This window comes from Pseudomonas floridensis (assembly GCF_002087235.1).
In the GTDB taxonomy this organism is placed as follows: domain Bacteria; phylum Pseudomonadota; class Gammaproteobacteria; order Pseudomonadales; family Pseudomonadaceae; genus Aquipseudomonas; species Aquipseudomonas floridensis.
In genome coordinates, this window is sequence record NZ_MUIO01000093.1 from 1 (window position 1) to 19,013 (window position 19,013).

Here is a 19,013-nt window from a genome sequence, read left to right on the forward strand (position 1 = left end):
CCCTCGCTGACATCCCGCCGGTGGTAGTGCACAGCCTGTTGTTCATCGAAACCCGCGATCTGCTGGACCCGCAGCAACCCATGGCCAACCCGGCGGTGGACTGGCCGCGTTTCGCCAAGGCCGCGTGGTCGCAACTGGCCCGAATGCTGTCGCTGCCCGGCCAGTCCGCAGGCGGCAGTACGCTGGCCACGCAGTTGGAAAAGTATCGCCATTCTCCAGACGGCCTGACCCAGTCCGGCTCGGAGAAGATACGGCAAATGATTTCCGCCAGCGTACGTGCCTATCAGCCCGGCGCGCAGACGCTGGAAGTGCGCCAGCATGTGGTGCGCGACTACCTCAACAGCGTGCCGCTGTCTGCCGTCCCGGGGCACGGCGAAGTGCATGGTCTGGCCGAGGGCTTGCGCGTCTGGTTCGGCGTCGACTTTGCCCGTACCAACGAGATCCTCGCGTCCACACCCACCGACAAGAACGCCCTCGCCGAAAAAGCCCTGGCGTTGCGCGAAGTGCTGTCGCTGGTGATCGCCCAGCGTCGTCCCTCCCATTACCTGTCCAAGGGTCGACTGGAACTGGCGGACCTCACCGACAGCCATATTCGTCTGCTGGCAAACGCCAATGTCATCGATCAATCGCTGGCCGATGCCGCACTGGCCGCAACCGTTACCTATCGCGATTGGGTGCAGCAGCCGACGATACAGCCCATCGAGACCAATAAGGGCATCAGCGTTGCGCGCACCCGCCTGTCGAATCTGTTGAATCGCCCACTCTACGATCTGGACCGCCTCGACCTGTCGGCCACCAGCACGCTGCACGGTCAACTGCAGACGCAAGTCAGCCAATACCTGCGCGACCTGGCCAATCCGGAGTTTGCCGGCAGCATCGGTCTGCTGGGCGAGCGGCTGCTGACGCCTGCAAGCACTGCTCAAGTGCGTTACAGCTTCACGTTGTTCGAGCGTGGACCGGACGGCTCGCGGGTGCGGGTGCAGACCGACAGCACCGACCAGCCCTTCGACATTAACGAGGGCAGCAAACTGGAACTGGGCTCGACCGCCAAGATGCGTGTACTCACAACCTACCTGGAGATCATTGCCGAGCTGCACGGACGCTACGCTGGTATGAGCGTGGCCCAACTGCGCAAAGTTCCGGTCGAGGAGCCCGACCGGCTGACGCGCTGGTGTGTGGATTATCTGTTGCAGAACAAGGACCGCGACCTGTCGAAGATGCTGTCAGCGGCGCTGGATCGCACCTATTCGGCCAGCCCCGGGGAAGCCTTTTTTACGGGCGGGGGCATGCACCGTTTCAACAATTTCCGGCATGAGGACGACGGACGCATTCCGACCCTGCGCGAATCGTTGCGCGAGTCGATCAACCTGCCGTTCATTCGGCTGATGCGCGATGTGGTGCGTTACAGCACCTATCAGGCACCGAGCAACAGTGCCGCGCTGCTCAAGGATGATGACAACCCGCGCCGTCAGGAATACCTGAGCCAATTCGCTGACCGCGAAGGCACCGTGTTCCTGCTGCGCTTCTGGAAGCGCTATAAGGACAAGACCACTCAGGAACGACTGGACACCTTCCTCGACGGCATTCTTCCAACCGCGATTCGCCTGGCCGCCGTGCACCGCTACCTGCTGCCGGGTGCCGACCGCAGTACGTTCAACGCCTTCGTGCGTGCGCACCTCGAAGACACCAGAGCGATCACGAAGCTGACCGACAAACGCCTGGCGGAGCTGTATGACGGCTATGGTCCGGGCGCCTATGACCTGCCTGATCAAGGCTATGTTGCACGGGTGCATCCGCTGGACCTGTGGCTGGTGGGCTATCTGCTCAAGCACCCGGAGGCGCAATTCAAGGACGCCGTCGCCGCCAGCCGTTTCGAGCGCCAGGAAGTCTACGGCTGGCTGTTCAAAAGCCGGCACAAGGGCGCACGTGACAGCCGCATTCGCACGATGATGGAGGTCGAAGCATTTCTGGACATCGAACAACGCTGGCAGCGCGTGGGTTATCCGTTCGATCATCTGGTGCCTTCGCTGGCAACCGCCATCGGCAGCTCCGGTGATCGTCCGGCCGCGCTGGCAGAGTTGATCGGCATCATTCAGAACGATGGCATCCGTCTGCCCGCCGTGCGCATCGACAGCCTGCACTTTGCTGCCGACACGCCCTACGAAACCGAACTGACCGTCAATCCTGAGCTGGGTCAGCGGGTGCTGCCTTCAGAGGTTGCCGCTGCAATGCGCGAAGCATTGTCGCAAGTGGTGGACGGTGGTACGGCAAAACGCGTGCAGGGCACTTTCAAAATGCAGGATGGCAGCGTGCTGGCGATGGGCGGCAAGACCGGCACTGGCGACAACCGGATCGAGAGCATTGGCGCTGGCGGCCGGATCATCAGCTCGCGGGCCGTCAACCGCACCGCGACCTTCGTGTTTTACATCGGCGAAAACCATTTCGGCACCCTGACCGCATTCGTGCCGGGCCGCGCCGCCGAAGGCTTCCGCTTCACCTCGGCGCTCCCGGTGCAAGTACTCAAAGGCATGGCGCCGATCCTCACGCCGTACCTTGAGAACAATGGCCGGGCCATGTGCAACACGCCTTCGCCCCCCAGTGGCACAGGCGCTTGAATCGGCAAGCGCCTGATAAAGACACGCATGACCGTTCGTCATGATCCCTTGTGAATCAATTTAGATATATCTTAAGGTATATCTAACTTGTAACGAGAGAGATGAAGACTATGCGTGATGACGCTCATCACCCCCGCCCCCGTCCCCCGCATGCCCGTGAACCGGGCGAAGGCCGTGACGGTTTTGAAAAGCGTCCCGGCCGTGAACGCGGCGGACGTGGCCCGCGTGTATTTGCTCCGGGCGATCTGAAATTACTGCTGCTGGCATTGATTGCCGAACAGCCCGCCCATGGCTATGACCTGATCCGCAAGATCGAAGCGCTGTTCGACGGTGCTTACTGTCCCAGCCCGGGCGTGATTTACCCGACCCTGACCTTTCTGGAAGAAAGCGAGATGATTCTTGGCGACGCACAGGCAGGTAAAAAGCTTTACACGGTGACCGACGCCGGACGAGCGTCGTTGCTTGAGCAGGCCGTGGCGCTGGACGGCGTGCGTACCCGCATCGACGTCAGCAAGCGCTCGCTGCGTGGTCACGACCGCCCGCCGGAAATTCACGAAGCGGTGCACAACCTGCGTCACGCCATGCACCTGCACGATGGCCGCTGGAGCCCCGAAGAAATCGTTCGGGTTCGCGACCTGCTCAATAACACCGCCAAGGCCATCGTCGATGGGCCGCAACCTGCATCGGAGCCCTCGGAATGAATTCAGAACAATCGATCCATCGCGTCATGCACGAAATCAAACGTCGCAAACTGCGAGTCCTGCGCGTGACCCAGTTGACCCCGCTGATGCGTCGCATCACCCTGCAAGGCCCGGAACTTCAAGGTTTCATCAGCCTGGGCACCGATGATCACGTCAAACTGTTCTTCCCGCGCACGCCGCAGGAACAGGAAGCGCTGGAAAACCTGACACCTGCCAGCGACAAGGACACGCCACGTCCGCCGATGCGCGACTACACGCCGCGTCGCTACGATGAAGCCACCGGCGAGTTGGACATCGATTTCGTGCTGCACGGCGAAGGTCCCGCCGCGACCTGGGCAGCTCAGGCCGAGCCGGGACAGTTTCTGCACATTGCCGGGCCGAAAGGCTCGATGGTGGTGCCGGACATGTTCGACAGTTACTTGCTGATTGGCGATGAAACCGCCATTCCTGCCATCGCCCGTCGTCTGGAATCCCTGCCTGCCAACCGTGCTGCGCTGGTGGTGGTGGAGGTGGCCAACGAGCAAGAGCAGCAGGTATTCCAGAGCGCGGCACAGGTCGATGTGATTTGGATTGTACGAGGCGAGCAGAGCCTGATCGATGTCACCCGCCGCCTGGAGATGCCTGAGGGCAAGCTCTACGCCTGGGTGGCGACAGAATCCGGTCTGTCTCGCAAACTGCGCCGGGTATTGCTGGAAGAATTCGGGCTCGACGAAGCGTTCGTCAAGGCCGCTGGCTACTGGAAGCTGGACGGCGAAGAGGACTGAATCTCGAGGGTCTGGCGCGCTCGGCTGCGCCAGACCACGCGGCGGCGTGCATCCTCACTTCTGGCGACTCGACGCCCAGCGATCCACCCCCACCAGCATCAGTGCGATCACCACGAACCCCAGCAACACACCCAGAGCGTTGATGAAGGCCTTGGTGAAGCCAATCGTACCGATATCGATGAACGGGTACATGTAGTCGCCGACCACGTTGCCGCGCAGCAGGATGTAGGCGAAGTACACAATCGGGTACAGCGCCCACAACAACACCTGCTTAAAGCGCAACAGTCCCTTCGGCACGCACCTCCACCAGTACGCCAGAAACGCCAGCGGCATCACGTCATGCAGCAACTCGTCAGCAATGAACTGCCAGCCTTGCGGGTGCCAGAGATGGCGCAACAGGATGTTGTAGGCAATCCCGACCAACGCGATGCTCACCGCAATACCGCCACACACCACCGGATCACGAAAGAACCGGTGCCCTGCCGACTGCCTCTGGCTGAGCGCACAGCTTAGCGCGACCGCCCCCAGCGTATTGGTGAGCACGGTAAAGAAACTGAAGAAGCGCACCAGTCCACCCAGCAGACTGGCGTGATCCATCCAGCGCCCGATCAGGATCAGGTAAAGCTGAATCGCCAGACCGGACCAGCCCAGGCAGGCGGCCAGCAGAATGAGGTAGCGCTGCCGTTGCGTGCGGGGCAGGTGTTGACTGTGCATCGGTCTGTATCCTTGAGTGTCAGCGTCCCTGCCACGCGTTGATTACCAGCCTTTGCTGCGATGCAGCTTCACGTACAGACCTTCCACCTTTTCCCGCGCCCACGGCGTCTTGCGCAGAAACGTCAGGCTGGACTTGATGCTCGGGTCGCTCTTGAAGCAGCGAATGTCGATGCGCTCGGCCAGCCCGGACCATTCGTAATGCTCGACCAGGGCTCTGAGGATCTGCTCCAGCGTAACGCCGTGCAGCGGGTCGGTATTGGATGTTGTCATGACAAACCTTGAAGCCAATGAAGGGGGGATGAACGAAGGTACGTACCTGCGGCTCTGTACGAAAAGTCGGCGAGCGAAGGTCAGGCAGGGAGCGGAGTCTACGTGTTGTGATTGAGCATTCCGAGCCTGTTTTTAACGCCGCATCACCGAGCGCAGCCACTTTTGGTACGGAGCCTAGCCGAGCCGCCGTGCGGCGGGAAGGGCTATGCGCGCAATGTGTGCAGCAGCACTAAAAGTAGCGCGCCAAAGCACTGTTACCAAACCTGCAATGATCCATGTCAAGTAAACCTCTTTCAGTAAACTCGTTAGCGTCCTATCATTGTCGCCTTCAACGCTGAATCGATTCTCTATCTCGGGAGTTTCACCGACGGCTGCCAAGACGGCCGCGGCAGAGCCTTGTCGTTCCTAAAAAATCAAAGAAAGAATGCCCCTTTTCATGCCCAGTTCATCAAGACACCCCCGACTTGCCACGGTTCATCGTGCTGTCAGCCTGTGCGGTCTGACACTTCTCGGCCTGGCGGGCACGGTTCACGCCGCCCCGGCCCTGTCACCCGACTCACCCTGGATGCTGGGTGACTGGGGCGGCAAACGTACCGACCTGTCACAGCAGGGTGTCGATTTCAAACTTGACTACACCAGCGAGACTGGCGCGAATCTGCATGGCGGCTACAACCACGACAAGGCAACACGCTACAGCGACCAGATCGCCGTGGGCGCGCATCTGGATCTGCAGAAAATCCTCGGCTGGCATGATGCCGAATTCCAGTTGACCCTGAACAACCGCAACGGCGACAACATCAGCAACGACCGGATCGGCGATCCACGCACCGGGACGATTTCCTCTTCGCAGGAAGTCTGGGGCCGCGGCAGTGTCACCCGACTCACGCAGCTGTGGTATCAGCAGACATTTTTCGAGCAGGCCTTGAGCGTCAAGCTCGGCCGGTTCAACGAAGGCGAAGACTTCAACAGCATCCCTTGCGATTTCCAGAATCTGTCGCTGTGCGGCTCGCAGGTCGGCAACTACGTCAACACTTGGTACAACTGGCCGATCAGCCAGTGGGCCCTGCGCGTCAAGTATCAGCTCACGCCCGAGGTCTTCGTTCAGGTCGGCGCCTTCGAGCAGAACCCGTCCAATCTGGAAAACGACAACGCTTTCAAACTCAGCGCAAGCGGCACCAGAGGTGCGGTATTGCCGGTCGAGGTGGTCTGGTCGCCGAAGGTCAACGGCCTGCCGGGCGAGTACCGCGCCGGTTATTACTACAGCACCGCTGATAGCGAAGACGTCTACAAAAACACCGACGGTCAGCCTGCTGCTCTCACTGGCACGGCGTATCGTGGAGCTTCGAGCAAACACGGCTTATGGCTCAATCTGCGCCAGCAAGTCACTCAGCGTGATGGCGACGCCAGCCGCGGTCTGAGCCTGTTTGCCAACGGCACGATGCATGACAAGAAAACCAACATGGTCGACAACTACGTGTCGGTCGGCATGGTTTATCGCGGCGCCTTCGATGCCCGCACTCAGGACGATATAGGCCTGGGTCTGTCGCGCATTCATGTCAATCCGGCGTACCGGAAAGACGCCGATGCACGAAATCAGGCAGCGGCGGTCTACGACTACAACGACCCATCCTATATGCCGCTGCAGGACACGGAATACAACGCCGAGCTGTATTACGGCGTGCACGTGACCGACTGGCTGACCGTTCGACCAAACCTGCAATACGTCCGTCATCCGGGCGGTCTGGACGAGGTCGACGATGCGCTGGTGGCCGGTTTGAAAATGCAACTCTCGTTCTGACCAACGGTTGAATTCAACCGTCGGTAAATCGTCTCAACCTTTAGCTTGGCTTCAAGAGCGACATCAAGGCCTGCATTCCCGCAGTTCAGGGCGTCAATCATTCAATTCTCGCGGAGATTCGCATTATGAGCACTGATGGTGCTTCGGGTAGAAATCGTCTGTTACCGACATTGCTCGGGCTGGTGATTCTGTTGATGGGGCTGGCCCTGGTGGTCGGCGGCATCAGATTGCTGCAACTGGACGGTTCGCTGTATTACCTGCTGGCCGGTATCGGCTTCGCGGTAACCGGCGCGCTGTTGATCACCGGGCGCAGCGCGGCGCTGGGCCTCTACGCCCTGCTGCTATTCGCGAGCACCGTCTGGTCGCTGTGGGAAGTCGGTCTGGACTGGTGGCAACTGGTGCCGCGTCTGGCCCTGTGGTTCGCGCTGGGTCTGGTGTTGCTGCTGCCCTGGTTCCGTCGCCCGCTGCTGCGTAACGGCCCGGCCCGCATGGGTACCGGTGCGTTGAGCATCGCCGTGGTGCTCGCTGGTCTGACTGCGCTGGCCAGCCAGTTCACCAACCCGGGTCGCATTGAAGGTCAACTGGACCGCGAGACCGCAGGCACGACCAATACCGCACCGGCCATGCCCGATGGCGACTGGCAGTCCTATGGCCGCACCGGTTTCGGCGACCGCTACTCGCCGCTGGCGCAGATCACGCCGGAAAACGTGAGCAAGCTGGAGCCGGCCTGGACCTATCGCACCGGCGATATTCCAGGGCCGAATGACCCGGGCGAGACGACCGCCGAGAACACCCCGCTCAAGGTCAACGGCATGCTGTACGTCTGCACGCCGCACAGCCAGGTGATCGCGCTTGACCCGGATTCGGGCAAGGAAATCTGGCGCTTCGATCCGAAGATCAGCACTCAGAACGCCGAGAACTTCAAAGGCTGGGCGCACATGACCTGCCGTGGTGTCTCGTATCACGATGACGCCGCTTATGCCGCCGCTGGCGCTCCGGCGCAAAGCCCGGCAGCTCCGGCCGCACAGGGCGCAACCACTGCAAGTGCCTGCCCACGCCGGATCTTCCTGCCAACGGCCGACACCCGTCTGATCGCCCTGAACGCCGACACTGGCCAGATGTGCGAAGACTTCGGCAACAAGGGGTCGGTCGATCTGACCGCCAACATGGGCACCTTCGCGCCAGGCGGTTACTACTCGACGTCGCCACCGGCCGTGACCAAGGACCTGGTGATCATCGGTGGCCACGTCACCGACAACGTCTCGATGGACGAGCCGTCCGGCGTGATCCGTGCGTACGACGTGCACACCGGTCGTCTGGTCTGGAACTGGGACAGCGGCAACCCTGAAGCCACGGCGCCCATCGCCGAAGGCCAGGTCTACACCCGCAACTCGCCGAATATGTGGTCCATGTTCAGCGTCGATGAAAAGCTGGGTATGATCTATCTGCCAATGGGCAACCAGACACCCGATCAGTGGGGCGGCGACCGCACACCAGAGTCCGAGAAGTACAGCGCAGGCCTGGTGGCACTGGACATCGCGACCGGTCGCGTGCGGTGGGATTATCAGTTCACGCATCACGACTTGTGGGACATGGATGTGGGCGGTCAGCCGACCCTCATGGACATGAAAACCGCCGACGGCATGAAACCCGCTGTACTGGCTTCGACCAAGCAGGGCAGCATCTATGTGCTGGACCGCAGCAATGGTCAGCCTATCGTGCCGATCAATGAAGTGCCGGTGCCACAAGGCGCGGTCGAAGGTGACCACACCTCGCCGACCCAGCCCAAGTCTGACCTGAACTTCATGCCACCTCCGTTGAAAGAGCGCGATATGTGGGGCGTGACCCCGTTCGACCAGATGCTGTGCCGGATCGACTTCAAGTCGCTGCGTTACGATGGCCCGTTCACCCCGCCATCGCTGCAAGGCTCGATCGTTTACCCAGGCAACTTCGGCGTGTTCGACTGGGGTGGTATCTCCATTGATCCGGTTCGCCAGATTGCCTTCGTCAACCCGAGCTACATGGCGTTCCGCTCCAAGCTGGTTCCGGCGGCCGAAGTTGAAGGCGGCCCGGGTCGCAAGAGCGAGACCGAAGGCGTACAGCCTAACAAAGGCGCACCTTACGGCGTGATCCTCGAAGCCCTGCTGTCGCCAATGGGCCTGCCGTGCCAGGCACCGGCGTGGGGCTACGTGGCGGCGGTCGATCTGACCAACCACAAAACCATCTGGATGCACAAGAACGGCACCGTGCGTGACAGCTCGCCGGTTCCAATTCCGCTGACCATGGGCGTTCCGAGCCTGGGTGGTACGTTCACGACTGCCAGCGGTCTGGCGTTCCTGAGCGGCACACTTGACCAGTACCTGCGCGCCTACGACGTTCGTAACGGCAAGCAGTTGTGGGAAGGCCGCCTGCCAGCAGGCGCGCAGACCACACCAATGACCTACACCGGCAAGGACGGTCAGCAATACGTGCTGGTCGTGGCTGGCGGTCACGGCTCGCTGGGCACCAAGCAAGGTGACTACGTGATGGCGTTCAAACTGCCGAAGTGATGCATTGCTGAGGTAAACGAAAGGCGGCCATCGAAAGATAGCCGCCTTTTTTGTGGGTCATGTCCTGTCCTGCGTCCGGCATGTGCAGCGCCGCTTCTATAGAACCAGATCCCTCTGGAATGCAGAGCATCGTCAAGCTCAGCGGGTTTTCACGCCTGTCTTGCTGCCCGCCCGCAGGATGTCGCTCCAGCGTCGTACGAGGTAGTTGTGCTCGTTCATGACCGAGTTCCACACGGCAATGTGGCCCATGCGCTCTTCGTACGAGCCGCCGTCACGCACTTCACCGGCATCGATCAGCGGCAGGCCGTCGCTGCCCAGCAGTTGTTCGCGTGCGGGCAGTCCGGCGTACCAATAGTCCCATTCCGCAGCGCTCAGGTGATCGCGGCTGCGTGCCGGGTTGCCGATGTAGTAACCCTGCCGCGCCATCACCGCGCCCGGCCAGCCGGACAGCCACCAGTTCAGGTACGCATAGGCCGCATCGAGCACCCGCCCCTTGGCGTGGCGCGACAGGGACAACCCGCCGAACCAGCCGCGATAGCCTTCCTTCGGCACCGCCACGCGGTATTTGACGCCCGCGCGGTGCAGCCGGACCAGAGTAGGCGACCACAAGCTCTGGATGTCGATGGTCGGGCTAAGCATCAATTCGGCAGCCTCTTCGTCGTCCGACCAGAACGCACCGAAATGCCCTTGCTGCTGTTTGCGCACCAGGACATCGGCAAGCAGGTCGATTTCCTCGATGCTCATGTTGCCGATGTCCTTGAACTGCGCCAGCCCCGCGCCTTCCACGGCCAGCGCGGCATCCAGCGCACCGATGGCGGCATCGCTCTGCAGGGCGATGCGCCCGCTCCAGACCGGATCGAGCAGCCAGCCCCAGCTTTCATCGGCCGGACTCAGGCCGTCGGGCAGGCGTTCCGGGCGATAGGCGAAGCTGTCGGCGTTGTGGGTCAGCGGCAGCATGCTGATGCGTTCGGTCACCGCACTACCCAGGCTGCCGTCGTGCTGCACGAACAACCGCTCGCTGGGCACGCTGCCGCTACCCGGCTGATCGGTCGGCCTCAGGCGGCCATGTTTGGGCAAATCGTTGATTTCGTGCCACAGCGCAATCCGACGCGTGTCGATGGGCTGAATCGCCCGTGCCGGCCAGACGAAATCGACGTTGTGAAACCACTGATCGTAAAGGTCATAACTGTCCGGCTGCATGACTGCAATCCGCTGCGCGGTCTGCACGTCGTGAATCTGATAAATCAGCTTTATGCCCAGTTCCTGCTCGGCACGCTCACGCAGCGATTCAAGCAAGGTGACCGAAGTGCCCAGCACCCGCAGCGTGATGCTCATGCTGCAGTCTCGCTTTGCGGTGAGTTTAAAGGTGGCGCGAAGCTGCTAGAGAATACGTCGAACGAGCGACGCAGCAGGTCCGGGTCCAACCCGCGCAGGATGAACACCAGACGCGAAGTGCGATCCTCGCCGGGCCAGGCGTCAAGGTGGACAGGCGCATGCAGGCAGTGCTGCACACCATGGATCACGACAGGGGCCTGATTGGCATTCACGTTGAGCAGTCCTTTGACACGCAGGATTCGTTCGCCGTGGCATCTTAACAGCATCGACAACCAGACCCCGAACCCTACCCAGTCCAGTGGCCGGTCGAAGGTCAGGCAGCAGACCTGAGCATCACCATGCCTGGGTAGGGTCGATTGCGGGCGATGCAACTGCCAGCGCGTCACTTCCTGCGCCGGTTCCGAACTGCGAATGCCCTGCCCCAATAGCAGTTGATCGCCACTGTGAACCTGGACGGTATCCAGCAGCGGCGCGGAAAAATTGAGTGCCTGCAAATGAACACGCAACGCGTCGAGGGCCGATGCGTCAACAAGGTCGGTCTTGCTCAGCAATAACCGGTCCGCCGCTGCGACCTGTGCCAGCCATTCGGGATGCAGGCGCTCTTGCAATGCAGCATGACAGGCATCGACCAGCGTGATGATCAGCCCCAGATGAAAGCGCCCGCGCAATTGCGGGTCGTTACTCACTGTCGTGAGAATCGGGGCCGGATCGGCCAGCCCGGTGGTTTCCAGAATGACGCGGCGAAACGCCGGAATCTCGCCACGACTGCGACGCTCCAGCAGGCCAAGCAAGGCGTCTTTCAACTCGCCACGAATCGAACAACAGATGCAGCCACTGGGCAACAGAACTGTGTCTGGTGCGACCTCTTCGACCAACAGGTGATCGATGCCGACGTCGCCGAATTCGTTGATCAGCAGCGCGGTGTCGCCCATGGTTTCGTCGGCCAGCAGGCGCTTGAGCAACGTGGTCTTGCCGCTGCCCAGAAAGCCGGTAATTACGTTCAGGGCAATGCTCATGAGGACCTCTGCAAATGATCGAGCAGACGTGAGTCGAGCGGATCCAGCGGCCGGCCAATCAACAGTTCGGCTTTTTGCCAGAGCTGTTCCAGCCCGGTTGCCAGCTCCTGTTTGCCCGTGGCACCGAGCAACAGATACGACACGCCTTGAAAGTCTTCAACCTTCAGACGAAACGGTGCAACCACGATGTTGATCGCCGCAATACGACGCAGGCGCTCACGCCGCCGGGGCAGTTCTCCACTCAGCGGATCGCTCCAGTGCACGTCTTCGCCCAACAGGCCGCACAGTCCACACATGGGTCATTCCTCGCTAGGATTCATCACGGCATCACGTCGCCAGAGTTCGGCCCCAACGTCTGACCGACAAACAGATTACCGCCCGGCTCGCTGGCCAGCAGTACCGCGACCGGTGCCACTTCCTCTGCAAGACCGAACCGTCCCAGTGGCAGCTCGGCCGCCTTGGCGACTTTCCAGGCACTGCTGATTCCGGCCACCAGCGGCGTTTCGATAGGACCGGGCGCGATGGCGTTGACCAGCACGTTGTCCTTGGCAACTTCCAGCGCCAGCGATTTGGTAAAGCCGATGACACCGGCCTTGGCCGCAGCGTAATGAGTCAGCTCCGCGCCACCCTTGATGCCCAGTTGCGAGGCGACGTTGATGATTCGTCCCCAGCGCTGCGCCAGCATGTACGGCAGCGCGCGCTGACTGGCGACGAACACGCTGGTCAGGTCGACGCGCAGCATGTCGTTCCACATCTCGATGCTCAGGTCCACGCAGCGCGCCTGAGTCAGCATGCCCGCGTTGTTGACCAGAATGTCGATGCCGCCAAACTGCGCGACACAGGCATCGACGCTGGCCTGCGCGCCTTCGACACTGCCGACGTCGGCCACACATGCCTGCACCTGCGCGCCAAGCTGGCGGCATTGTTCAGCAACCTTCGCCAGGCCGTCCGGATCCCTGTCGCCCAATACCAGGCGCGCACCTTCGGCGGCATAGGCCAGAGCGATCGCAGCGCCGATGCCACTGCCCGCGCCAGTGATCACGGCGCGTTTGTCTTTGAGTTGTTGCATGGCAAGTTCCTTCAACAGTCATAAGGCGGTCACCTGACCGCCCCACAGGTTGTGCATTACATCCAGCTCGAGCGAGCGGACTTGTCCGCGAAAGGGCTGATGTGTCCCCGCCTGACAGCGCCACTGGGCCTCGGCATTCGCGGACGAGTCCGCTCCCACAGGTTGTGCATTGCGTCCAGCCCGTGCGAGCGGACTTGTCCGCGAAAAGGCTGTGCATATCCACGTCTGACAGCGCCACTGGCACTACGGGATCTCATTCCGGCCAGCGCACCGTCAGGCCGCCATCGACCACGATGCTCTGGCCGGTCAGGTAGCTGGCTTCGTCGCTGCACAGAAACCGCACCAGTGATGCCACTTCATCCGCTCGTCCGACGCGCCCGAGCGGAATCGCCCTGGCGGCCTGCTTCAACCCCTCCGGCCCAAGCGAGTTCTTGCTGTCCAGCGATTGCGGCGTTTCGATCAGGCCGGGAATCACCGCGTTGCACCGGATGCCTCTGGGCGCCAGTTCCACCGCCAGCGAACGGCAAAGCCCCGGCACACCGGCCTTGGCGGCCGCGTAATGCGAATGGTCCTGCCAGCCGTAGACGCCACCGGCAATCGACGAGATCGCCACCAGCGCCCCGCCCTCGCCCATGTGCCTGGCGGCAGCACGGAAGGTGCGCATCACGCCGGTCAGGTCCACGTCGAGCATTTCATTCCAGCGCTCGTCGGTCATTTCCAGCAGCGGTGCGCGGCGCAGCAGGCCCGCATTGGCCACCGCGTAATCGATCCGGCCGAACGTCTGCAAGGCCTGGTGCGCCAGATCATCGACCGATTCGGTGCAAGTGACGTCCAGTGGCAGCATCAGGCACTCGCCACCTGCCGCCTCGACCAATCGCCGGGTTTCATTCGGGTCGTGGGGGTCGGCAGGGTAAAAACCGCCGACCACAGCCACGCCCTGCCGCGCAAACGCCACGGCCAGCGCCTGACCGATGCCGCTGGCGGCCCCCGTGACCAAGGCCACTTTACGAGTCATATGTAATTCCTCACTTAACGGTTTCAGGGCGTACGTGACGGGCCGCGAACATCAGCGCGCCGGACAGGAAGCAAGGTAGCGCACCGAAGTACAGCGCCGAGGTCTGCCAGTCGCCGCCCGCACTCAGCACCGAAGTAGCACCGAAGCCTGCCACGACCGCGCCGATAGGCCCCATGGCGTGGATGATCGCGCCACCGGTCGCACGGATGCTGGTCGGAAAACTTTCACTGATGAAGAACAACGCCGCCGAGTAAGGCCCGATCAGGAAGAACAGACCCAGGCTGTACAGCCCGACCACTGTCGGCAGGTTGCTTGGCCCGTAGAGCATGCCCGCGAACGCCAGACCGCCGAGCATCCAGCCAAGACCGATCACGTTGCGACGGCCGATCTTGTCGCCCATCCAGCCGTGGCTCAGGTAGCCGCAGTAACCCACCAGGTTGGACAGCACCAGGATGATCAACGAGTTCTCGAACGAAATGTGGTGCACGCTGACGATCACCGTTGTGCCCAATACGCTGAATACCTGGATCGCGGCCCAGTTCAGCAGAATGGCAGCACCGATCACCAGCGTGGCGCGCAGCGAGGTGCCACGAAACGCAGCGCCGATGCCTGCCTTGCTGTGTTCGTCGTAGTCGACGCCGTAGGTATGCGCCACGGCCTGAGCCTGGCTGATCTCACCCTTTTTACGCAACTGCGTGATGCGCTGGTGAATCTGGAACTGCGGGCTCTCTTTGAGCTTGCGCGCCATGATCGCAATGATGATCGCCGGGATCGCCGCAAACACGAAGCAGCCCTGCCAGCCGATGATCGGCAACAACACCGCCGTCAGGCCCGCGGCGATCAGCGCGCCAACCGGCCAGCCGCCCTGCACCAGGCTGTAGATGAAGCCCCGGCGTTTGGCCAGACGCGGATCATCGGAGGCCGCGTAGATTTCACTCAGATAGGTCGCATTGACTGTCTCTTCCGCATAACCCAGACCGCCCAGCGAACGGATCAGGATCAGCGGCGACTTGCCCCACGCTCCGCCAATGGCCGTGAGCGCCGAGCAGATCGCCGAGCCGCTCACGGTAAACATGATGCCAACGCGCCGTCCCAGGCGATCCACCAACGGGCCAATGGCCAGTGCCACCACTGCCGTGCCGACCGCAACCCAGGTCGCGATTTCGGCTTGCTCCACCTCACTCCAGGAAAAATGCCGACCGATCTCTGGCAGCAGCGTGCCGAACAGAATGAAGTCGTAAACCGCAAACACCCACGCAAAAAACGCAATCCATGTGGCGAAACGCACTTGTTCAGGCGTCAACTGCTCTGGCTTCCAGCCGGTCAGGTCAAGCTTGTTGTAGATGGACATGAGTGATGCCTCGGACAGGGCTAGGGGTCAACGATTACGTGGGTTACGACGAACGAAGTCGTCGGCGATCTCGTCGAAGGTGACGAACCTGACGCCCGCATGGCTCTGGATATGCTCGATCAGACGCTCGAGCATCAGCAGCACCTGTGGCCGTCCGGAAACGTCGGGGTGAATGGTCATGGTGAACACCGCGTGTTCATGCTCGCGGTACACCCAGTCGAACTGGTCACGCCACATTTCTTCCAGATGGCGCGGGTTGACGAAGCCGTGGCTGTTGGGCGCCTTTTTGATGAACATCATCGGTGGCAGGTCGTCCAGGTACCAGTTGGCCGGGATCTCGACCAGGTCGGTTTCCTCACCCCGCACCAACGGCTTCATCCAGGTGTCGGGGTGCTGGCTGTAATCGATCTTGGTCCACGTGTCGCCGACGCGAACGTAGTACGGGTGAAAGTCGTTGTGCATCAGGCTGTGGTCGTACTTGATGCCTTTCTTGAGCAGCAGTTCGTTGGTGACATTGCTGAACTCCCACCACGGCGCGACGTAGCCGGTCGGACGCTTACCGGTCATTTGCGTGATCAGGTCGATCGACTTGTCGAGCACGATCTCTTCCTGCTCGGGGGTCATCGCAATCGGGTTTTCGTGGCTGTAACCGTGCACGCCGATCTCGTGACCGGCATCGGCCACCGCCTTCATCTGCTCGGGGAAGGTTTCCATCGAATGCCCCGGAATGAACCAGGTGGTGCGCAATCCGTAACGCTCGAACAGCTTGAGCAGGCGCGGCGCACCGACTTCACCGGCGAACAGGCCACGGGAAATATCGTCCGGCGAATCTTCGCCGCCGTAAGAGCCCAGCCAGCCCGCCACCGCATCCACATCCACGCCAAACGCACACAGAATTTCTTTCGCCATTTTTCTTCTCCTGCTGGTTGATCAGACCGGCTTCGCCGCATCCTCGCGGATGCGGGTCAGCCATTGATAGGGTTCAAGGTGTTTTGAGCAGCGCTTCCACGGCCAGCGCGGCGCGTAACAAACGGGCGTCCTCCCCGGCCGGAGCGCTGAGCAGCAGGCCGGTGGGCAGACCGCATGCATCGAAACCGCTGGGCAAGGAAACGCCCGGCATGTTCAGCAGACTGCCGGGCATAGTCAGGCGAAGCGTCGCGAGGTTGGTTTGAATGAACAGTTCGTCATCACTCAGCAGTGGCGCGAGCGGCGGCGCGACATGCGCGACGGTTGGGGTCAGCAACAGCGCGCCATCGAGTTCGAGGGTCAGTTGATCCTGCAGACGCTCGCGAGCGGCGTACAGCTGAATCAGCAGGCTGGCAGGCATGTGCCGCGCGGCCTCCAGACGCTTGCGCACCCGTGGGTCGAGCTGACTGGCGGCATCGCTGTCGAGCAATGGCTGATGCAGGGCGAACGCTTCTGCGGCACCGAGCCAGCCGCTTTGCTGGATCAACTGCAGCGTGGCCTGAAAGGCCTCGCAAGGTCGCGACTCGATCAACGCGCCCGCGTTGCGCAAGGCTTCGACGGCCCGCAACAGGTTGTCGCGGACCGCCGACTCGACGCGCTCATCGTCCAGCACTGCCTGATCGACGATGAAGCGCTGACCGGCCAGACTGCGCGGCACCAGCGAGGTGGGCTTGCTGCGTGCGCACAACAGGTCGTCGATGACCAGCGCGTCCCGAACGCTGCGGGTCAAAGGCCCGACGCTGTCCAGAGTGAGCGCCAGAGGAAATACGCCGTCGCGGCTGTAACGGCGGCTGGTACTGCGAAACCCCACCAACCCGTTCAGCGCTGCCGGCAGACGAATCGAACCCGCGGTGTCCGTGCCCATCGCAATCGGTACGATGCCCGCGGAGACCGCGACTGCCGAACCTGAGGACGAGCCACCGGGAATGCGCGGCGAAGCATCGCTCAGCGGGTTGATCGGCGTACCGAAATGCGGGTTCAAGCCCAGGCCGGAATACGCGAATTCACTGAGCGTGGTCTTGCCCAGGCTGACCATGCCGGAACGCGCCAGCAACCCGACTGCAGGTGCATCGAGCCACGCGGCACTGACCTGTCGGCGTGTGGCGGAGCCCGCAGTGGTGACCGACCCTGCGACATCGAACAAGTCTTTCCAGGCCACCGGTACACCATCCAGCGGACCCGACGGCAGTCCCTGTTTCCAGCGTGCGGCGGACGCTTCGGCTTCACGGCGCGCTCGCTCGACGCTCATCGAAATGAACACATGTTCGACCCGGGCAGACTGCTCAAGCGCCTGTTCCAACGCCTGCACGGGATTATTTCGACCCAGAGCGAAGTCTTCGGCCATCGCGCAGGCATCTTGGGCAGAGCTGTTAACGACGGTATCCACTGCTGACATGGCGCACCTGAAAATGTACTTATTAATAAAATGTACATTTAATAAAGGCAGAATCCATGCCAGTCTGTTGCCCGCAGCCCATGAGAACGCTTGGCTGATCAAGCCAATCACGCTGAAACCGTCGGTTTAGAACCCTCTCTTGAAAGGGCGAAGATGGAAATTCGGCGCAAAACAGCCATTGATCGGCTGTCACAATGAAATAATGTATCTTTATTAAAAGATACATTTTAGTGCAGATAGGTAACGGTAGCCCTATGAGTGAGCATCCCGATGTACCTCAAGGTGACAGTCACGCATCTGTGCGAGAATCGTTCGTCAGCCGTCAGAAGTGTAAGAAAACGATGTCAGATGAGGATTCGCGCAGCGCGTCGCGCTACGCCACCATCCGTGAAGTGTTACGTAACGCTATCCTCACGGGTGCGGCCGCCAATGGACTGGTGCTGCTCGAAGCACCTTTGGCAGACCTGTTTGGCACCAGCCGCGTGCCGGTGCGCAAGGCACTCCACCTGCTGCATGAAGAAGGCCTGATCAGTCGATTCGACGGGCGCGGTTTCCTGGTCAATCCCGAAGGTCTTGATGTGGAACCCCTGCGCCTGAGCCTGAGCCACACGCAGTTCGGCCTGGACAGCAACGAAGAACTGGTGGACACCCGCCCGCTGGGTGAACGCATTCACGACGAGATCGGGTCGGCACTGTCGGCCTGTATCGCTTTCGGCCACTACCGTCTGGATGAACAGAGCGCCGCCGAGCACTACGGCGTCAGCCGCGCCGTGGTCCGCGAAGCGTTAATGCGACTGCGCGATCGCGGTCTGGTGGAGAAGGAGCCGTACTCGCAGTGGCTGGCCGGACCTTTGACCGCACGGGAAGTGACCGATGATTACGAACTGCGTGCCTGCCTGGAGCCCGAAGCCCTGCGCCAGACTGCGCCGAAGCTGAACCGTGAACACCTGGAAGCCATGCTGGCCAGAGTCATCGAGGCGCAAAACGCCGAACGTTGCAGCCTGGAGCAGATCGAGCAACTGGAAGAGGACCTGCACCGGCACTGTCTGGCCGGTCTGCAGAACCGTAAGATCGCGACCCTGATCAGTCAGGCCCAGAGCCCGATGATCATCAATCGAATCTTTTATCGCCTGCTGGGCATCGGTGCCGACGAGGCGATGCTCGCCGAGCACCGAATGATCCTTGAACTGCTGCTGCACGGCGCCTTCGATGCCGCAGCCCTCAACCTCAAGGAACACCTGCAACGCGCTCGGCAACGCATGCTTCAGCGCCTGAAAGTGCTGTCGGTCCTGCCCGAGCAGGAGGTGCCGGCTTACCTGACGCGTCTGAGCTGAGGAAGACTTTCTCGGCCCGCTCTCGGTCCTTGATGGTGAGCCACCACCCACAGTTGCTGAACAACCGGGTGGCACCGGTCGCTGCCAGGCAGCGACGGCGCCAACGTGAGTGTGACGCGA

Annotated in this window: 16 protein-coding genes; 6 read left to right on the forward strand and 10 right to left on the reverse strand. The window is 61.6% G+C overall.

Features of this window, described 5'->3' with window-relative positions; translation table 11 throughout:
* The 3 genes from BZK31_RS21685 to BZK31_RS21695 form a co-directional block, all read left to right on the forward strand.
* Positions 1-2,615 (forward strand): transglycosylase domain-containing protein (locus BZK31_RS21685; RefSeq protein ID WP_102136519.1); only part of this gene is annotated, 2,615 nt, incomplete at its 5' end.
* A 101-nt stretch (positions 2,616-2,716) separates the two neighbouring features.
* On the forward strand, positions 2,717-3,316 hold the full coding sequence (locus BZK31_RS21690; RefSeq protein ID WP_083185310.1) for a PadR family transcriptional regulator: 600 nt from the start codon (positions 2,717-2,719) through the stop codon (positions 3,314-3,316).
* Positions 3,313-4,080, forward strand: a complete 768-nt coding sequence (locus BZK31_RS21695) for a siderophore-interacting protein (RefSeq protein ID WP_083185312.1) — start codon at positions 3,313-3,315, stop codon at positions 4,078-4,080. The genes BZK31_RS21690 and BZK31_RS21695 overlap by 4 nt, the downstream gene beginning before the upstream one ends.
* Positions 4,081-4,134: 54 nt before the next feature.
* Here BZK31_RS21695 and BZK31_RS21700 read toward each other — a convergent pair whose 3' ends face one another.
* Both BZK31_RS21700 and BZK31_RS21705 read right to left on the reverse strand, forming a co-directional pair.
* Positions 4,135-4,794 (reverse strand): Pr6Pr family membrane protein, encoded by a 660-nt coding sequence (locus tag BZK31_RS21700; protein ID WP_083185314.1) that lies wholly within the window; start codon positions 4,792-4,794, stop codon positions 4,135-4,137.
* Positions 4,795-4,836: 42 nt separating this feature from the next.
* The gene (locus tag BZK31_RS21705) at positions 4,837-5,064 is read right to left on the reverse strand and encodes a VF530 family protein (protein WP_083185316.1); all 228 of its coding nucleotides are present in this window, start codon (positions 5,062-5,064) and stop codon (positions 4,837-4,839) included.
* A gap of 436 nt (positions 5,065-5,500) precedes the next feature.
* Between BZK31_RS21705 and BZK31_RS21710 the strand changes: the two genes are divergently transcribed.
* Positions 5,501-6,862, forward strand: coding sequence for a carbohydrate porin (locus BZK31_RS21710; RefSeq protein ID WP_167378076.1), 1,362 nt, complete (start codon positions 5,501-5,503; stop codon positions 6,860-6,862).
* 125 nt (positions 6,863-6,987) lie between these two features.
* Positions 6,988-9,411: a glucose/quinate/shikimate family membrane-bound PQQ-dependent dehydrogenase gene (locus BZK31_RS21715; RefSeq protein WP_083185319.1), complete on the forward strand. Its 2,424-nt coding sequence runs from the start codon at positions 6,988-6,990 to the stop codon at positions 9,409-9,411.
* A gap of 138 nt (positions 9,412-9,549) precedes the next feature.
* Here BZK31_RS21715 and BZK31_RS21720 read toward each other — a convergent pair whose 3' ends face one another.
* The 8 genes from BZK31_RS21720 to BZK31_RS21755 form a co-directional block, all read right to left on the reverse strand.
* A complete protein-coding gene (locus tag BZK31_RS21720; RefSeq protein WP_083185321.1) occupies positions 9,550-10,746 on the reverse strand; it encodes an ABC transporter substrate-binding protein in 1,197 nt (398 codons plus the stop codon).
* Positions 10,743-11,762, reverse strand: coding sequence for a CobW family GTP-binding protein (locus BZK31_RS21725; RefSeq protein ID WP_083185323.1), 1,020 nt, complete (start codon positions 11,760-11,762; stop codon positions 10,743-10,745). The genes BZK31_RS21720 and BZK31_RS21725 overlap by 4 nt, the downstream gene beginning before the upstream one ends.
* Entirely contained in the window at positions 11,759-12,058 is a 300-nt protein-coding gene (locus BZK31_RS21730; protein WP_083185324.1) for a hypothetical protein, read from the reverse strand. Before BZK31_RS21730 ends, BZK31_RS21725 begins: the two co-directional genes overlap by 4 nt.
* 23 nt (positions 12,059-12,081) lie before the next feature.
* Positions 12,082-12,831, reverse strand: a complete 750-nt coding sequence (locus BZK31_RS21735; RefSeq protein WP_083185326.1) for an SDR family NAD(P)-dependent oxidoreductase — start codon at positions 12,829-12,831, stop codon at positions 12,082-12,084.
* 253 nt (positions 12,832-13,084) lie between these two features.
* On the reverse strand, positions 13,085-13,846 hold the full coding sequence (locus BZK31_RS21740; RefSeq protein WP_083185327.1) for an SDR family NAD(P)-dependent oxidoreductase: 762 nt from the start codon (positions 13,844-13,846) through the stop codon (positions 13,085-13,087).
* A 10-nt stretch (positions 13,847-13,856) separates the two neighbouring features.
* Positions 13,857-15,197 carry an MFS transporter gene (locus tag BZK31_RS21745; protein WP_083185329.1) on the reverse strand — a complete coding sequence of 447 codons (1,341 nt, stop codon included), beginning with the start codon at positions 15,195-15,197 and terminating at the stop codon, positions 13,857-13,859.
* A gap of 27 nt (positions 15,198-15,224) precedes the next feature.
* Positions 15,225-16,106, reverse strand: a complete 882-nt coding sequence (locus tag BZK31_RS21750; RefSeq protein WP_083185330.1) for a polysaccharide deacetylase family protein — start codon at positions 16,104-16,106, stop codon at positions 15,225-15,227.
* Between the two features lie 73 nt (positions 16,107-16,179).
* Positions 16,180-17,559: an amidase gene (locus BZK31_RS21755; RefSeq protein ID WP_083185332.1), complete on the reverse strand. Its 1,380-nt coding sequence runs from the start codon at positions 17,557-17,559 to the stop codon at positions 16,180-16,182.
* 341 nt (positions 17,560-17,900) lie between these two features.
* On the opposite strand from BZK31_RS21755, the gene BZK31_RS21760 reads away from it, so the two are divergent.
* On the forward strand, positions 17,901-18,893 hold the full coding sequence (locus tag BZK31_RS21760; protein WP_167378077.1) for a GntR family transcriptional regulator: 993 nt from the start codon (positions 17,901-17,903) through the stop codon (positions 18,891-18,893).
* Positions 18,894-19,013 lie beyond the last annotated feature (120 nt).

Coding starts and splice junctions, on each gene's coding strand:
- BZK31_RS21690 (WP_083185310.1), top strand. CDS start 2,717: ATGAAGACTATGCGTGATGACGCTCATCACCCCCGCCCCCGTCCCCCG.
- BZK31_RS21695 (WP_083185312.1), top strand. CDS start 3,313: ATGAATTCAGAACAATCGATCCATCGCGTCATGCACGAAATCAAACGT.
- BZK31_RS21700 (WP_083185314.1), bottom strand. CDS start 4,794: ATGCACAGTCAACACCTGCCCCGCACGCAACGGCAGCGCTACCTCATT.
- BZK31_RS21705 (WP_083185316.1), bottom strand. CDS start 5,064: ATGACAACATCCAATACCGACCCGCTGCACGGCGTTACGCTGGAGCAG.
- BZK31_RS21710 (WP_167378076.1), top strand. CDS start 5,501: ATGCCCAGTTCATCAAGACACCCCCGACTTGCCACGGTTCATCGTGCT.
- BZK31_RS21715 (WP_083185319.1), top strand. CDS start 6,988: ATGAGCACTGATGGTGCTTCGGGTAGAAATCGTCTGTTACCGACATTG.
- BZK31_RS21720 (WP_083185321.1), bottom strand. CDS start 10,746: ATGAGCATCACGCTGCGGGTGCTGGGCACTTCGGTCACCTTGCTTGAA.
- BZK31_RS21725 (WP_083185323.1), bottom strand. CDS start 11,762: ATGAGCATTGCCCTGAACGTAATTACCGGCTTTCTGGGCAGCGGCAAG.
- BZK31_RS21730 (WP_083185324.1), bottom strand. CDS start 12,058: ATGTGTGGACTGTGCGGCCTGTTGGGCGAAGACGTGCACTGGAGCGAT.
- BZK31_RS21735 (WP_083185326.1), bottom strand. CDS start 12,831: ATGCAACAACTCAAAGACAAACGCGCCGTGATCACTGGCGCGGGCAGT.
- BZK31_RS21740 (WP_083185327.1), bottom strand. CDS start 13,846: ATGACTCGTAAAGTGGCCTTGGTCACGGGGGCCGCCAGCGGCATCGGT.
- BZK31_RS21745 (WP_083185329.1), bottom strand. CDS start 15,197: ATGTCCATCTACAACAAGCTTGACCTGACCGGCTGGAAGCCAGAGCAG.
- BZK31_RS21750 (WP_083185330.1), bottom strand. CDS start 16,106: ATGGCGAAAGAAATTCTGTGTGCGTTTGGCGTGGATGTGGATGCGGTG.
- BZK31_RS21755 (WP_083185332.1), bottom strand. CDS start 17,559: ATGTCAGCAGTGGATACCGTCGTTAACAGCTCTGCCCAAGATGCCTGC.
- BZK31_RS21760 (WP_167378077.1), top strand. CDS start 17,901: ATGTCAGATGAGGATTCGCGCAGCGCGTCGCGCTACGCCACCATCCGT.